A 15,130-nucleotide genomic window follows, 5' to 3' on the forward strand; every position below is an offset into this window, starting at 1 on the left:
CCTGAGCAAAACTGTTCGGCGAACGGGCGGAGGTGAGTGCGGGACGATGCTCATGTGGACCCGAACGAGCACCGCAACGAGCTGCACGCCGACCACGTGCACGCACCCGTCGTGCAGGCCCGCGACATCCACAACGGCGTCCACGTCCACCAGTACGCCGAGGACCCCGGCCCACTCGGCCGCGCCATCCGCGAGCTGGCGGCCGCGGTGCGCCGGCAGTGGACGACCGAGGCGGAGAACCGCGCCCTGCGCCAGCCGGCACCGTTGCGCGTCCGGTTCTGGAGCACCACCGACCGCCGTCGGCAGCCGGTGGACGGTGACGTCGGCGAGGTCACCGCGCTGTTCCGCGGGCTCCGCCGCCGCCAGCTCGTGGTGCTGGGAACCCGCGGGCAAGACGGTCGCGGCGCTGCTGCTGACGGTGGAGCTGCTCGACCACCCCGACCGCCACGAGCCCGTGCCGATCCTGCTGGCGGCCTCCTCGTGGGACCCGACCGCCGAGCACTTCGACACCTGGGCGGCGCGACGGCTCGACGAGGACTACCCGGCCCTGCGCAACGCGCGCGCCTACGGCAGGGACGCCGCCGCCCGGCTGGTCGCCGAGGGCCGGGTGATGATCGTGGTCGACGGCCTGGACGAGCTGCCCGTCCACCTGCACGCGGCGGCGCTGGACGGGCTGAACCGGGCGGCGGGCGTGCGGCCGGTCGTGGTGACGTGCCGCAGCGCGGAGTACCAGGCGGCGGTGGCGAAGTCCGGGACGTTCCTCAGCAGGGCGGCGATCGTGGAGCTGGCGCCGGTCGAACCCGCGGAGGTCGCCGCTTACCTGGCGGCGGCGCACCTCGACGCGCGGTGGACGCCGGTGCTGGGCGCGTTGCCGGCCGGTGGGGTGCTGGCGGAGGCGCTGTCGAGCCCGTTGATGGTGTACCTGGCGCGCACGATCTACGCCGCGCCGTACACGGATCCCGGTGAGCTGCTGGGGTTTCCGACGCGGGAGGCGGTGGAGCAGCACCTGGTGGGCGCGTACCTGCCCGCGGTCTACGAGCAGCGGCCACGAGCCGTTGACCCGTACCGGCCAGCGAAGACTCCACAGTGGACGGTCGCGGAGGCCGGGCGGTGGCTGAGGTTCCTGGCCAGGCGGCCGGGGCAGGAGTTCCCGTGGTGGCATCTGACCGCCGCGGTGCCGCGCCTGGTCGTCGTCCTCGTGGCGGTGGTCGTGACCTACGGCGTCACGGCGATCGTCGAGGTGGCGATGTTCGGGGCGACGACGCCGCTCTCCACGTTCTTCTCGATCACGACCGGAGTCGCGGTGCTGGTGCGGCGCAGGCCGATCCGGCCGGGAAAGCCGTCCAAGGCCCGGCTGGGACGCGAGTACCTGCCCCGGACGGTGGGGATCATGGCCGGGATCGCCTTCTTCGGCGGCATCACGGTGCTCGCGGAGCAGCGCCAGGAGGGCAGGTTCGTGCTCGTCGCCGTCGTCGGGATGCTGGCGCTCTGGGTCATCGTCCTGCGAGAGGCCTCACGCACCCGCACAGACACCCTCACCGATCCGGACAGCAGGACGATCCTGCGCGACGACCGCCGGTTGTGCCTGGCCTGGCTGGCACTCGGGGTGCTCCTCACCCCGGTGATGCTGCTGGCGTCGCACCAGCGGTGGTCGCCGGTGACGCTGGTGGTCGGCGTGGCCGTCCTCGCGTGCGGCGGGGCGGTGATGCGCACCGCGTGGGTGTCGTACCTGGTCGCGAAGCTGTGGCTGGCCTCGCGCGGGCGGATCCCGTGGCGGCTGATGACGTTCCTCGAAGACGCGCGCCACCGCGGTGTCCTGCGGGCGAACGGCCCGGCCTACCAGTTCCGCCACCTCCGCCTGCAGGAACACCTCAAGGGCTAGTTGTGATGTCACGTGCCCGCCTCCGTGGCTTCGATCAGCAGGTGGCTGGGCAGGATCACGGTTCCCCCTTCGCCCGTGTGGAAGGAGAGGACGCCCCGTAGCACTGGAACACCGCTTCGGTCCACGTGCGCTGAGCCCTGGCGAGCGCTTCGGCCGGTGCGCGGCCGGTGGCGAGCTCGCGGTGGTAGCGCAGCATCAACGCCTTGCTGGTGTCGTCGGGCACCGACACGGCCGATGCGATGAGGGTTCTGGTGCCGAGTGCGAGCAGGGCGGCGGCCAGGCCGAGCAGCTCGTCGCCGGGCCGGATGCCGGAGCTGCCCGCCTCGCAGGCCGAGAGGACGACCTGCTGGGGTGGCTGGTCGAAGCCTTCGAGGTCGTAGACGGTGAGCGGCCCGTCGGCCAGTGTGAGGGTGGAGAACAGCGGGTTGTCGGCGCGGAACCTGCCGTGTGCCGCGATGTGCGCGAGTCCGGCGCCGTCCAGGGCGTGCAGCAGGTTCGCCGTGGTGGCCCGGCGGCCGGTGAACCGGTCGGCGTGCGGGTAGCGGCGTTTCAACGCTTCCACCTCGGCGACCGCGTGGTCGAGGCTGGGACCGGCGGCGAGCACGGTGCGGCCGGCGGTGTGGGGAGTACCGGCTGCTCGCAGCCACAGCGCGGCGGACGGTGCGACGGTCACCGCCCGGTTGCGGCAGCTCGGGAGGGCGGGCCAGGGGAGTGCGTGCAGTGCGCCGGTCGGGACGACCACCAGCGGTGCGGGGCCGGTGGGCACCAGCCGGTCGAGTCGTTCGGCGGCCTGGCCCAGGCGTTCCTCGATGGCCTTGCGGGTGCGGTCGGAGCCGATGCGGTGAGCGAGGTGGTTGATGCCGAACCGCAGTGCCTCGACCTCGCGGGCGACGTCCGCGGCAGGACCGATGTCGTGCAGCCGAGTCCTGCCGCGTTCGAACACGACCGCGTGCAGCAAGCCGTCCGACTCGACGTACTCGACCAGCGTCTGGTCCCCCAGCGCGGTGGCGAGCTGCCGGGTCGCCGGCACCGGTTCGGCGGCCCTGATCCCGGTCGCGTGCCGGGCCCGCGTCCTGATCGCCTGCTCCAGCTCCGCCTGCCTGCGCAGGTCGCCCGCGGCCATGACCTGGCGCAGCTCGGCCAGGTCGTCGGCCAGCCGGTCGTCGTCGGCGGCCGCACCGGCCGCACGCGCAACGCTCCCGCCCGCCACCGCTCGGCCCACCCGAACACGGCCGCGGGTCGTCGCCGTCGAGCGCCAGCCGCATCCCGGTGGCGACCAGTTCACCCGCCAGGCCGGAGGCGTGCGCGCGGAGCTCCGTCGCGCCCAGGCCGTTGCGGAACGCCGCCAGCACGTCCACCCCGGACCGCAGCGCCGCCTCCGCGCCCTTGGTGTCACCGTCGGCGAGCCTGAGTAGAGCAGTCGCGTGCCAGGCCCGCGCCCGCAGCTCCGCCGGACCGGTGCGGGCGGCTGCTGCGACGACGGTCAGCTCCTCCCTGGCCAGTGCGAGCATCCGCGCGCGAGCCGATCTTGTCGGTGGTGCCGAGTACGTTGAAACGCAGGGGTTCCCAGCTCGGGGGTACCCCTGCGTCAGCGCGCCGTGGCCCGCGAGGTCCAGCGCCAGCCGGGCCACGATCAGCCGCGCGTCGAGCGCCGCCACCACCCAGCCCTCACCCGCCAGCGCCTCGACGACCCGGCGCGCGGACCGCAATACCGCCGCCTGCGCCGCATGCCCGACCGGCGCTGCTCGGCCAGCCGACGAGGCCTGCCCAGCCGACGAAATTCGCCCGACCGATGAGGCCTGCCCAACCAATGAGGCCTGCCCAGCCGAAGAAACTCGCCCACCCGATGAGACCTGTCCAGCCACCCCCAGCTCCCACCGCGCCCGCAACGCCAGGTACCCGGCAAATGCCGCCCACCCGGCCGCCCCTGCCGCCGCGCCGACCGACCGGCCGACACCGCCGAGGCCAGCGCGGCCGCCGGATCCCCGCCACCAGCGACACCCGTGCCAGCAGCAACCGCGCCTGCACCAGGTCGACGTGGTTGCGCTGCCGGGCGAACGCCTCCACCGCCGCCGCGGCAGCCTCCCGGGCCTCCGCGACCAGCCGGACCGACAGCAACGCCTCGGCCCGCTCGATCGGCAGCAGCCCCGGATCCCGGCCCGTCTCCGCGTACAGGACGGCCGCCTCGTCGAACGCCGCCAGCGCCGCCGGAATGTCACCTCGCGCCTCGAACGCCACGCCGCGGTTGTGGACCACCATCACCTTCCGGCCGGCGTGACCCGCGGCGACGTACAACGACTCGGCCAGGTCCAGGTCCTCCGCCGCTCCCCGCCAGTCCCGTCGCCGCACCCGCAGCGCACCGCGGTTGTTGCGGATCGTCGCCTCCAGCAGCGGGTCGCCCGGGTTGAGCGCCAACGCGTCGGCGAACCCGTCGGCGGCCTCCGCGAACCGCCCGATCTCGGCCAGCACGAGGGCTCGCTGCATCCGCAACCGGGCCGCCGTCACCCCGTCGACCTGCGCCGGCACGTCCTGCAGCGCCTGCAACGCCTCCGCCGTCCTCCCGGTCAGCGTCAGCACGTAGCCGTACGAGCCGCGTGCCTGCGCGGCCCGCACCACGAGACCGGCCGAGGACGCCACCGAGATCGCCGACCGCAGGTGCTGCTCGGCCTCGCCGAGCCGCCCGACCGCCAACGACGCCATGCCCAGGGCGTGCAGGGCCACCGACTGCGTCTCGGCGTCACCACCGGCCCGAGCAGCTTCGGCCAGCCTGCGGGCACGCGCCGGTGCGGTGTAGGCGAGGTCCTTCGCCTGCTCCGCACGGGCGAGCGTCATAGGCGGTGTGTATCAGCATTCCGTTGCCGCGGCATCAGGGTTCGGCGATGCTCATCCACACGCAGGAGGGGAGAACGTGATGGGTGCCAGAGATCCGCACGCCTACGGCTGGCCCAGACCCGCCACCGAACCGAACGAGGAGAGCGCACTGCGGCTGCCGCAGCTCCCGGCGGCTGATCCGGGTCTGCGGGTGGGGGTGATCGACACGGGCGTCCACCACAACCGTGCCGGCCGGCCGCACCCGTGGCTGAGCGGGCACGTCAGCTACCTCGAGGAGGACGTCGAGACCGACGACGACAACAACCCGGCCGTCGGGCACGGGTCGTTCGTGGCCGGAGTGGTCCTGCGGCACGCCCCCGAGGCCACCGTGATGATGCGCAAGGCGATCGTCGAGGGTCCGGAGGACGACGGTCAGGTGGTCGCGGCGATCCGCTCGTTGCGGTGGGCCGGGGTCAAGCTGATCAACCTGTCGTTCGGCGGCAGCCTCTTCGAACACCGCACGCCACCGCTGATCGCGGCCGCGCTCGACGAGCCCGACGACGACGTGGTCCTGGTCGCCGCCGCCGCCAACAACGCCTCACCGCTGCACACCTACCCGGCCGCCCGCGCCGGTGTGCTGTCGGTCGGCGCCACCGACGCTGAGGGCGAGATCGCCGAGTTCAGCGCCCACGGCAGCTGGATCAGCCTGTACGCGGTGGGCCAGGACGTCCTCGGCCCGTACCGCGACGAGTTCGTCACGTGGTCGGGCGCGTCGTTCGCCGCGGCCGCGGTCACCGGCCGGATCGCCCGGCTGATGGGCGACGACGGCCTCTCGGCGACGAACGCCCGCGAGCGACTCCTCACGACGTGCGTGAAGAAGACCGTGTGGGGCGTCAACGGCAGCCGTGAGGTCGACGTCCTGCTCTAGAACCGCTGCTCTAGAACCGTGCCCACTGCGTCACGACGACAGTGCCGTCCGCGGCGGTCACCTGCACCCTGACCAGCCCGGACGGCACCTCCGTGACCGTGAACCAGCCGTCGGTGACCGGCGCGGAACGACGCGACCGCGGTGTCTCCACCACCACCTCGCCCACCGCCCCGGTGACGAGCCCGCGCACGGTGTCGCCGCTGATCTCCAGGTTGAGCGTCACCCGCTCGGACTCGAACGCCAGCAGCAACGGCCCGTCGTCCCCGCGCACCAGGGCCGCTTCGCCCTCCACCAGTTCGGCGAGCTCCGCGTCCAGCGCCCGCAACGCCAGTGCCGCGCTCGCGTCGCGCAGCACCCCCGCCGGCACCGGGTCGTACCGGTTCGCCGCCGCGCGCAGCTCGGCCAGGAAGTCGTCGTCCTCGCTCATGAGCGTTCCTCCAGCACCTGCTCGCCGCGGACGAGCGCCCTGAGCCGGTTCAGGCACCGCTGCCTGATCGGCCCGATGCTGCCCACCGGCATGTCCAACGCGGCTGCGACCTCGGTGTACGCGGGTGGCGGCGACGCCATGAGCACCCGCAGCAGGCGCCGGCAGCGGTCCGGCAGCTCCTCGAACACCCGCCACAGCGCCGCGTCCCGTTCGCCGACGAGCAACGCGTGGTCCACCGGTGGCGCGGGATCGGCGGAGTCCTCGATCTCGGCGGGCTCCGGCAACCGCCCCGACCTGCGGATGAGCTGCAGGCACTCGTGGCGTGCGGTGGTGGCGAGCCAGCCCGCCAGCCGTTCGGGCTCGGTGATCCGGTCGAGGTGCTCGACCAGCTTGATCCACGTGCACTGCACGGCGTCCGCGGCGTCGGCGTCGCTCAGCCGGTAGGCGCGGGCGATCGACCACAGCAGCCCGCTGAACTGCCTGACCAGTGCGTCCCACGCGGCCTGGTCACCACGCGCGGCCGCGGCCAGCGACGCCGGTATGTCCATGTGCACATGATGCCGCGCGGGCCTGTCCAGATTCGTGTTCATGGGGCCTGTTCGCCCCGTGAACGCCGCACGTCCCCCGGTTGGTGGAGCATTTGCCGTTGATTAGCCGCGAACGCCCGAGCGTGAAGATTCGGCGCGTTATAGAACGGTGGGTGCCGGCGTGGTCGGGGGCGCCGGTCCTCCTCGGGCCGAGGTGCTGGGGGTACGGGCTGGGGCGGGCGGGGCGTGTCTGGGGGTCACGTCCCGCCCGATCGGGTTTGTCCGGTTCGGGACACGCCGCACGACTTCCGGCGGTTCTCGGGTGCTGTCCTGCGGTAACGGGACCCATTCACCCAATGCCCGCCCAAAACGGCGCTCGCGGGTGCATCCTGTGTCCTACAGCACAACTTTGAGGACTGATGACGATGACCAGTGCGACCGCGTCGCCCCGCCACAACTGGGAGACGGACCTGGAGCGCTACCGCAACCGGGCGGTCAGCGTGCTCGAGGCGCACCTGCCGGCGAGCACCGGCTGCACCGAGTGCGGCGACCCGTGGCCGTGTGCGCGTGCGTGCGCCGCCGAGCTCGTGCTGGAGCTGTGACCCGCTAGTAGACCGTCGCTTCTAACTCTTGGGGTAGAGGTGGCGGAGTCGGGTGCGTGCGTTGTCGGTGGTGAACTGCCAGTCGACGCCGCGCTGGTTGGCGTTGGTGGCGTGTTGCCAGGCGGCGAGTTCGGTGTTGAGGGTGTCGAGGTCGCTGATGCGGCGGTCGAGGCACTGGCGGCTGAGTGCGGACAGTTCGATCTCGGCGATGTTGAGCCAGGACCCGTGTTTGGGGGTGTGGTGGATCTCCAGGCGCTGGGCCAGGGCGAAGGCCTCGCCGGGGTCGAAGGCCTCGTAGAGGGAGGCGATGGTGTGGGTATTGAGGTTGTCCATGACCAGCACCACGGTCTCGGCGTCGGGATAGTCCACCGTCAGGAGTTGTTTGACCTGCCCGGCCCAGTCGAGTTTGGTCCGCTGGGCCAGGGCGTGGACACGCCGCCAGCCGCGCAGGGGGTCGGTGAACACGAAGATCGAGCAGGTGCCGCACCGGATGTATTCACTGTCCTGGCGGGCATCGCGGCCCGGCCGGGCGGGCAGCGGGTCGCGGACCTCGCCGAGGAGCTGGAAGGGTTTCTCGTCCATGCACACGACCGGGCGGGCGGGATCGTACGGGCGGGCGTAGACGGCGAGGACGTCTTCCATGCGGGCGGCGAACTCCGCGTTCGCCCGCGGCGGGATGGTCCAGCACTTCCTCAGATGAGGACGCAGTTCCGTTTTTTCAACACCCGGCCGATGGTCGAGTGGTCCAGGTTCGGGATGTCCTCGGTGAGCTCGACATGCTTTTCCAGCAGCCGCAACGACCACCGCGCATGCCCCGCCGGCGGTGCCGAGCACGCCAGCGCGATCAGCCGGGCCTCGACCTCCCCGGTCACCGACGACGGCACCGGCGGAAGAGCACGCTTCTTGCGCGAGATCGTGGCCAGCACATCATCGCCGGTCTCGGCGAACCGCCTGGCGACCAGCCGCAGCGTCTCGCCCGACACCCCGAGCCGGGCCGCGATCACCTCTTTCGGGTCCACCTCGCCCACTGAGGTGTCCAGCGCGAGCAGCACCCGCGCCCGCATGATCGACGACGCCGGATGCACACCTGTCGTGGTCCACCGGATCAGCTCTTCACGATCCCTCGCCGACAACGTGACCGGCCGTTTCAACTGGGAGGCCATGACCCAACAGCCTCCCAGTCACATACATCAAAACTAAGCAGCGACACGCTACTAGTGGCGCGGCTCGGAACGTTGCCGTGGTAATTCGCGGTCAGACGGCCGCATCGTGGTGCCGCCCCCGCGCCCTCATACTGGACCGTATGGGGGCGCGGGGGCGGTGCCGCGAGGTGGCCTGCTGAGCGTGAATTACCCGCCGACGTTACGAGTCGCGCCACTAGTTCGACGTCGGTCGCGGCCAGCACGGTGATGCGCCTGCTGTCACTCCCGCACGCCGTTCACCGCCCGCGGCCTACGAGCTGACGCGCGCGAAGAACGCCGCCATGTTGCCCAGGACCCGCTCCACCTTCTCCTCCAGCGACAGCGTCTCGTGCATCCGCCCGCCGAACCCGGCGTCCTTGCGTCCCCGCAGGTACAGCGAGCACTCCAGGTCCGCGCACAGGTACACCCCGACCGAGTTGCCCAGCTGCCCGGCCTTGCCCGCCTTGCGCGCGGTCATCAGCGACACGCCGTCGCCGGAGTGCGTGGTCAGGCACCACGAGCACATCGACTTGCGCGGCAGGCCCGACTGGGTGGCCCGGCGCAGCGCCACGCCCGTGACCTGGTCGTCGAGCACGGCGACGACGTAGGAGCGGTCGGGTGCGGCCGGGTCGCGCCAGCCGAGGAAGTCCAGGTCCTCCCACGGGCGGTCGGCGAGATCGCGGGGCACGTGCATGCGCTTCGCCTCGCCCTTGGTGGAATTGACGAAGGACGCGCGGATGTCGTGTTCGGTCAGCGGCTTCACGACCTCGACGGTAGGCTTGCCTAGAGGTCCTAGGCAAATGTTTAAGGGTCCTAGGAAGGGTGTTCCATGGCACGTGCGGGGATCACCGCTGGCCGCCTCACGCAGGCGGCCGCGGAGCTGGCGGACGAGGTCGGCTTCGACAATGTGACGGTCTCCGCGCTCGCCCGCCACTTCGGCGTGAAGGACGCCTCGCTCTACTCGCACATCCGCAACGCCCACGACCTGCGCACCCGCGTCGCCGTGCTGACCCTCGCCGAGCTGGCCGACCACGTTGCCGGCGCCATCGCCGGCCGGGCCGGCAAGGACGCGCTGCGGGCGTTCGCCGACGCCTACCGCGGCTATGCGAAACAGCACCCCGGCCGGTACACGGCCACCCAGATGGCACTGGACCCGGACACGGCGGCGACCAGCGCGGCCGGGCGGCACGCCGAGCTCACGCGAGCGGTGCTGCGCGGCTACGACCTGTGGGAACCCGACCAGACCGACGCCGTGCGGCTGCTGCACAGCACCCTGCACGGGTACGTGTCGCTGGAGCAGGCCGGGGCGTTCCACAGCCACCCGCGCGGCGTCGAGGCCTCCTGGACCCGCGCGGTCGACGCTCTGGACTCGGTGCTGCGCGCCTGGCCGGCCTGACCCCCGGCTGCTTGGATGAGCTGCGTGCGCGCCTTGTTGCTCTCCGTGCTGCTGACCCTGTCGATCACCGCACCCGCCCAGGCCTCCTCCACCGGGTTCGTGAACCTCAGGGACGTCGACCCGACGATCCGCCACGACATCCGCTACTTCAGCGCCCACAACTTCGTCGGCGAGCCGGTCGACGGCTACCGCGAGCCCCTGTGCCTGCTCACCAAGCCCGCCGCCAAGGCGCTGCGCAGGGTCCAGCGGGAGGTGCTCAGGCGCGGCTACACGCTCAAGGTCTACGACTGCTACCGCCCGCAACGCGCCGTCGACCACTTCGTGCGCTGGGCCAAAGACCTCGCCGATGAGCGGATGAAGATCGAGTTCTACCCGCGCGTCGACAAGACCCGGCTGTTCGAGGACGGCTACATCGCCGAGAAGTCCGGCCACAGCCGCGGCTCCACCCTCGACGTCACCATCGTGCGGCTCCCACCTGAGCCGCAACGCCCGTTCGTGCCCGGTGAGCCGCTGGTGAACTGCTTCGCGCCCGGCCAGTTCCCCGACACACCGTCGACATGGCCACCGGCTACGACTGCTTCGACACCCTCTCGCACACCGACGACCCGCGCGTGACCGGAGCGGCCCGGGAGCACCGGCAGCTGCTGAAGAACGCGATGGCGCGCGACGGGTTCCGCAACCTGCCCGAGGAGTGGTGGCACTTCACGCTGAACGACGAGCCGTACCCGGACACCTACTTCGACTTCCCGGTGTCGCGCCGGTCGGTCTGAGCGGGCCCGCTCGGCCCGGAAAACCGCTGCCCCCACCAGCGCCGGTCGAGTACCGTCCCGATCATGACCAAGCGAATCGAGACCCCTTCCGCCCGGTGAGCGCGACCGATCAGCCCGGTGGGCTGACCCCGGTGCCGTTGTTCGAGCACGCGCTGCGCTGGTACCGGCAGCACCCGGACGACCCGCTGCCCGGGAACGGCATCCCGCTCCCCGCCGACGCCGACGTCCCGGACCTCCCGCGGCACGAGCTCGAAGCAGCTCTCCTGGCCGCACTGCGCGACTTCCGCACCGCCCAGGACCTGCACGACGCGTGCGCCCGCCTGCCGGTCAGACCCTGGTACCTGCGCAGACTCGCGGTGGAGCGGACGTCACGGCTGCTGACCGCGGCCCGCTGGCTGGTCGAACACGGCACCGACCGCCGCGCGGTCCTGGTCCGCCTGGCGGTGCTCAAGGGCCACGCGGTCCCGGCCGACGTGCCGGTGCTCAAGGTCGTCGGCCTGCTGCGGCCGTTCGACGGGCTCGCCGCCGAGGTCCTCGCGGGCCTCCTGGAAGCGGCTCACGACCTCATCTGGCTCGCCGAGCGCACTCACCGCCAAGTGGCGGTCACCGCCGCGCGCGCACTGACCACCCATCCCGACCCGGCCGTGCGGTGGTGGGTGCGCTCGCGCCCGCACACCGTCCTGGCCGCTGACCACGCCCGTGAGATCGCCGAGGAGCACCGCTTGCTCGACCTGTTGACGAAGCCGGACGCCCTGGCGTGGGAGCAGGTCGCGAACCTGCTGCTCGCGATGACCAAGCCGGGCAACGACCGCTACGAGATCACCGCCTATCCCGACGCGCTCGCCGTCTACGACCGCTGGACCGCCCTGGCGGACCGGCAGGAACCGTCCGTCGACCGCGCCGCGCTCCTCGCGTCCACCGCCCACGACCTGGCCACCGGCCCGGCTGCTCTCGTCGTCGGTGCGTCGCGCGAGGTGTTCCTGGCGAGGATCCGAGACGTGCTCGGCTCGTGGGAGCTCACGCCCGCCGGACCGGTCGAGACCCGCCGGGCCGAGTGGGTCGCCAAGCAGCAGCTCGACGTGCCGCAGAGCCGGTTCGCCGTGCGCGTCGTCGTGCCCGACCCGAACCCGATCGGATTTCCGCGGGTCCAGACCCGGATCGTGGTCGACGGCCGCCCGGTCGTCCCGGCCGCGTTCGCGTCAGGACCACCGGACGATCCCGCGAGGCTCCTCGACAACGGCCTGTTGCGCGCCACGGAGGAACCGCACGAGGTGCGGCTCGCCGAGGCGGACTGCACCGAGGGGTGCTGTGGCGCCCTGCACGTCACGATCGTGCGCGAGGGTGACGAGGTGGTGTGGCGGGACTGGCGCACGCCGGACGAGCCGCCGGAGGAGTTCCGGTTCGACGCGGGCGAGTACGACCGCGAGATCGAGCGGGCCATGAGCCGGCGCGACTGGGAATGGCCGGCCAGAACCGCGTCGAGGCTGCTGACCAGCGAGTTCGAGGCCGATCCCGACCTGTGGCTGCGCTGGGACTGCCGGCCCGACGGGTGCGCGGCCTGGCTCGCGGAGTTCGACACCGTGCGCGTGACGTTCTTCCACCCGTCCGGCCGGCGATCCGTGGGTGCAGTTCGGGCTGGTGCTCGACATGGGGGAGCGGGACCCGGCCGCGGTGGTGGCCGAGTTCCTGGACCAGCTGCGCCACACCGACCCGAAGGCGCACGCCGACCTGATCGGCGGCACCGCGAACGGCGCGGAGCAGCTCGGTCTCGTCCCCCGTCCCCCGACCCGCTGGCGGTAGCAGTGACCACCTTCTCGATCCACGTGCCCGACGAGGTCCTCGACGACCTGCGCGCCCGCCTCGCCCTGACGCGGGCGCCGCTGGACGAGGGCAACGACGACTGGTCCTACGGCGTCCCGGCCGGCTACCTGGGTGAGCTCGTCGCGTACTGGCGCGACGGCTTCGACTGGCGCAGGGCCGAAGCCGCGATCAACGCCTACGAGCACCACCGGGTCGACGTCGCCGGGGTCCCGGTGCACTTCCTGCGCAAACCCGGCCGCGGGCCGCGGCCGATCCCGCTGATCCTCACCCACGGCTGGCCGTGGACGTTCTGGCACTGGTCGAAGGTGATCGACCCGCTCGCCGACCCGGCGGCGTTCGGCGGTGACCCCGCCGACGCGTTCGACGTGATCGTGCCGTCGCTGCCGGGCTTCGGCTTCCCCGGACCGCTCACCGGGTTCCCGGACGTGAACTTCTGGAAGGTCGCCGACCTCTGGCACACGCTGATGACCGAGGTCCTCGGCTATCCGAGGTACGCGGCCGGCGGGTGCGACATCGGCGGGATCGTGTCCAGCCAGCTCGGCCACAAGTACGCCGACTCGCTCTACGGCATCCACATCGGCTCCGGGCTGCCGCTGGACTTCTTCACCGGCCCGCGCGCGTGGGACTTCGCCCGCAACCGGCCACTGACCGACGACCTGCCCACCGACGTCCGCGCCCGCATGATCGAGCTCGACCACCGGTGGGCGGTGCACTTGACCGTGCACATGCTCGACGGCGCCACCCTCTCCCACGGCCTGAGCGACTCACCGGCCGGGCTGCTCGCCTGGCTGCTGCAGCGCTGGCGCTCGTGGAGCGACAACGGTGGCGCCGTCGAGTCCGTGTTCAGCAGGGACGACCTGCTCACGCACGCGACGATCTACTGGGTCACCAACTCGATCGCCACGTCGATGCGCTACTACGCCAACGCCAACCGCTACCCGTGGACGCCCTCACACGACCGCACCCCGGTCGTGGAGGCGCCGGTGGGCCTCACGTTCGTCACCTACGAGAACCCGCCCGGCGTCCACACCGCCGAAGACCGGGTCCGGGCGTTCGAGAACGGGCCGCTGGCCGGGTACTTCAACCACGTCAACGTCACCGCCCACGACCGCGGCGGGCACTTCATCCCCTGGGAGAACCCGCAGGCCTGGGTGGACGACCTGCGCCGCACCTTTCACGGCCGCCGGCCCTGAGCCCCGAACCAGCGGGCGAGGTGGACCTCCAGGTCCCGCTGGTCGTCACCGGCCCAGGCGACGTGACCGTCGGGGCGCAGCAGCACGCCCGGCACGTCCAGCACGGCGGCCGGGTCCGCGAGGTGGTCGACCCGGTCCGACCAGCCGCCCGTGGTCAGGCGTCCGGTGCGGTCGAGCAGCAGGCCACGGCCGCGGTGCAGCCGGTCGTAGAGACGACCCTGCTCGACGTCGAGGTCGGGCAGGCGGCGGCCGAGCAGGTCGTGGCCCTCGCCGAGGTCGTAGCGGACGGCGGTCCCGGTGATCTTCTCGATCAGGTGGCGGTTCACCTCGTTGATGTCCATCAGCTCGGTGAGCAGCCTGCGCACGGCCCGCGCGCCCGGTGTGCCGGACAGCAGCTCGGTCTGAGCACGGGTGTTGTCGAGCACGTCGGCGGCGGCTGGGTGGCGTTCGGAGTGGTAGGTGTCCAGCAGGTTCTCCGGCGCCCAGCCGCTGACCTGCGCGGCGAGCTTCCAGCCGAGGTTGACCGCGTCCTGCACACCCAGGTTGAGGCCCTGCCCGCCGATGGGCGGGTGGATGTGCGCGGCGTCGCCGGCCAGCAGCACCCGGCTGGCCCGGTAGCGCTCGGCGAGCCGGGTCGCGTCACCGAAGCGGGACATCCACCGCGGTGAGTGCACGCCGAAGTCGGTCCCGGTGAAGGCCCGCAGCTGCTGCTTGAAGTCGTCGAGGGTGGGCGGCGCGGCGCGGTCGCTGACACCGGCGGCACGGACGACTACCTGGTAGATCCCCTGGCCGAACGGCCGGAGGCTGACCGGGTTGCCGGTGCGGTGCACGTCGGAGACCTTGGCGGCGATCTCCTCCGCGGGCGCGCTCGCCGCCATCTCGCCCATGAGCGTCTCGGTCCGCGCGGGCTCGCCCGGGAACCCGATGCCGAGCTGTTTGCGCACGGTGCTGCGCGCGCCGTCGCAGCCGACGAGGTAGCGCGAGCGGATCCGTTCACCGCTCGCGAGCTCGACGGTGACGCCTTCGTCGTCCTGGTCGACACCGACCACTGTGCAGCCGCGCCGAATCTGGGCGCCGAGGCTGGTCGCGTGGTGTTCGAGCAGGTCGACGATGACGGGCTGCGGGATTCCGACGATGTACGGGTGGGCGGTGTCGAGGCCCCGCGGGACGGGTTTGTCGATCGCCGCGAAGAACCCGGCGGCCGGGCGTTGCCTGCCGTGCGCGAGGACGCGGTCGAGCAGACCGCGCATGGCCATCAACTCGACGCTGCGGACGTGCAGTCCGACGATTCGGACGAACGAGGCGGGTTCGGTGTCCTGCTCCAGCACGAGGACGCGCACGTCGTGCAGGCGTAGTTCGGCGGCGAGCATCGCGCCGGTGGGGCCGCATCCGGCGATGACCACATCGGCGGTGAACTGGTTCATGAGGTGTCCTTCGGGGGAGTGCCTGGTTTCGAGGCGCTCCCGGCGACACCTGGGGTCAGTCGCCGGCCGTGACCGTTCGGGGGAGCACCCACTTTTTCGCAGTCATGGGTTCTCACCTCCTCGGGCGGCGTCACGGACCGGTGCACCGTACAAGTTCGATCTTCGCGG

General features: G+C 72.0%; 16 protein-coding genes. 7 read left to right on the forward strand and 9 right to left on the reverse strand.

Features of this window, described 5'->3' with window-relative positions:
• Positions 1–50: 50 nt before the first annotated feature.
• Complete coding sequence (locus BBK82_RS36575; RefSeq protein WP_154697716.1) at positions 51–287, reverse strand: hypothetical protein; 237 nt, start codon at positions 285–287, stop codon at positions 51–53.
• 29 nt (positions 288–316) lie between these two features.
• Between BBK82_RS36575 and BBK82_RS36580 the strand changes: the two genes are divergently transcribed.
• A complete protein-coding gene (locus tag BBK82_RS36580) occupies positions 317–1,882 on the forward strand; it encodes a hypothetical protein (protein WP_065919035.1) in 1,566 nt (521 codons plus the stop codon).
• A 55-nt stretch (positions 1,883–1,937) separates the two neighbouring features.
• On the opposite strand, the gene BBK82_RS36585 is transcribed toward BBK82_RS36580, so the two are convergent.
• Both BBK82_RS36585 and BBK82_RS55000 read right to left on the reverse strand, forming a co-directional pair.
• The gene (locus BBK82_RS36585; RefSeq protein WP_237047761.1) at positions 1,938–3,104 is read right to left on the reverse strand and encodes a CHAT domain-containing protein; all 1,167 of its coding nucleotides are present in this window, start codon (positions 3,102–3,104) and stop codon (positions 1,938–1,940) included.
• 446 nt (positions 3,105–3,550) lie between these two features.
• Positions 3,551–4,714, reverse strand: coding sequence for a hypothetical protein (locus tag BBK82_RS55000; protein ID WP_065919037.1), 1,164 nt, complete (start codon positions 4,712–4,714; stop codon positions 3,551–3,553).
• 79 nt (positions 4,715–4,793) lie between these two features.
• Between BBK82_RS55000 and BBK82_RS36595 the strand changes: the two genes are divergently transcribed.
• Complete coding sequence (locus BBK82_RS36595) at positions 4,794–5,621, forward strand: S8 family peptidase (RefSeq protein WP_065919038.1); 828 nt, start codon at positions 4,794–4,796, stop codon at positions 5,619–5,621.
• 10 nt (positions 5,622–5,631) lie between these two features.
• Here BBK82_RS36595 and BBK82_RS36600 read toward each other — a convergent pair whose 3' ends face one another.
• Positions 5,632–6,048: a hypothetical protein gene (locus tag BBK82_RS36600; protein ID WP_065919039.1), complete on the reverse strand. Its 417-nt coding sequence runs from the start codon at positions 6,046–6,048 to the stop codon at positions 5,632–5,634.
• Entirely contained in the window at positions 6,045–6,596 is a 552-nt protein-coding gene (locus BBK82_RS36605) for an RNA polymerase sigma factor (protein ID WP_065921641.1), read from the reverse strand. The genes BBK82_RS36600 and BBK82_RS36605 overlap by 4 nt, the downstream gene beginning before the upstream one ends.
• A 404-nt stretch (positions 6,597–7,000) precedes the next feature.
• Between BBK82_RS36605 and BBK82_RS36610 the strand changes: the two genes are divergently transcribed.
• Positions 7,001–7,177: a hypothetical protein gene (locus BBK82_RS36610; protein ID WP_154697717.1), complete on the forward strand. Its 177-nt coding sequence runs from the start codon at positions 7,001–7,003 to the stop codon at positions 7,175–7,177.
• Between the two features lie 21 nt (positions 7,178–7,198).
• Here the strand turns inward: BBK82_RS36610 and BBK82_RS53175 are convergent, their stop codons facing one another.
• The 3 genes from BBK82_RS53175 to BBK82_RS36625 form a co-directional block, all read right to left on the reverse strand.
• Complete coding sequence (locus BBK82_RS53175; protein WP_237048466.1) at positions 7,199–7,981, reverse strand: IS630 family transposase; 783 nt, start codon at positions 7,979–7,981, stop codon at positions 7,199–7,201.
• Complete coding sequence (locus tag BBK82_RS53180) at positions 7,870–8,340, reverse strand: helix-turn-helix domain-containing protein (RefSeq protein ID WP_218920457.1); 471 nt, start codon at positions 8,338–8,340, stop codon at positions 7,870–7,872. Before BBK82_RS53180 ends, BBK82_RS53175 begins: the two co-directional genes overlap by 112 nt.
• Positions 8,341–8,629: 289 nt before the next feature.
• Positions 8,630–9,121, reverse strand: coding sequence for an FBP domain-containing protein (locus tag BBK82_RS36625; protein ID WP_065919042.1), 492 nt, complete (start codon positions 9,119–9,121; stop codon positions 8,630–8,632).
• A 66-nt stretch (positions 9,122–9,187) separates the two neighbouring features.
• Between BBK82_RS36625 and BBK82_RS36630 the strand changes: the two genes are divergently transcribed.
• From BBK82_RS36630 to BBK82_RS55005, 4 genes are all read left to right on the forward strand, one after another.
• On the forward strand, positions 9,188–9,754 hold the full coding sequence (locus BBK82_RS36630) for a TetR/AcrR family transcriptional regulator (protein WP_065919043.1): 567 nt from the start codon (positions 9,188–9,190) through the stop codon (positions 9,752–9,754).
• A 24-nt stretch (positions 9,755–9,778) separates the two neighbouring features.
• Complete coding sequence (locus BBK82_RS36635; RefSeq protein WP_250637373.1) at positions 9,779–10,369, forward strand: M15 family metallopeptidase; 591 nt, start codon at positions 9,779–9,781, stop codon at positions 10,367–10,369.
• Entirely contained in the window at positions 10,312–10,524 is a 213-nt protein-coding gene (locus BBK82_RS55655) for a M15 family metallopeptidase (RefSeq protein WP_250637374.1), read from the forward strand. The genes BBK82_RS36635 and BBK82_RS55655 overlap by 58 nt, the downstream gene beginning before the upstream one ends.
• A gap of 95 nt (positions 10,525–10,619) precedes the next feature.
• Positions 10,620–13,538, forward strand: coding sequence for an epoxide hydrolase (locus BBK82_RS55005; protein WP_237047762.1), 2,919 nt, complete (start codon positions 10,620–10,622; stop codon positions 13,536–13,538).
• On the opposite strand, the gene BBK82_RS36645 is transcribed toward BBK82_RS55005, so the two are convergent.
• Positions 13,520–14,962 carry an FAD-dependent monooxygenase gene (locus BBK82_RS36645; RefSeq protein WP_065919044.1) on the reverse strand — a complete coding sequence of 481 codons (1,443 nt, stop codon included), beginning with the start codon at positions 14,960–14,962 and terminating at the stop codon, positions 13,520–13,522. The genes BBK82_RS55005 and BBK82_RS36645 overlap by 19 nt on opposite strands.
• Positions 14,963–15,130: the final 168 nt, after the last annotated feature.

This window comes from Lentzea guizhouensis (assembly GCF_001701025.1).
GTDB classification, from domain to species: domain Bacteria; phylum Actinomycetota; class Actinomycetes; order Mycobacteriales; family Pseudonocardiaceae; genus Lentzea; species Lentzea guizhouensis.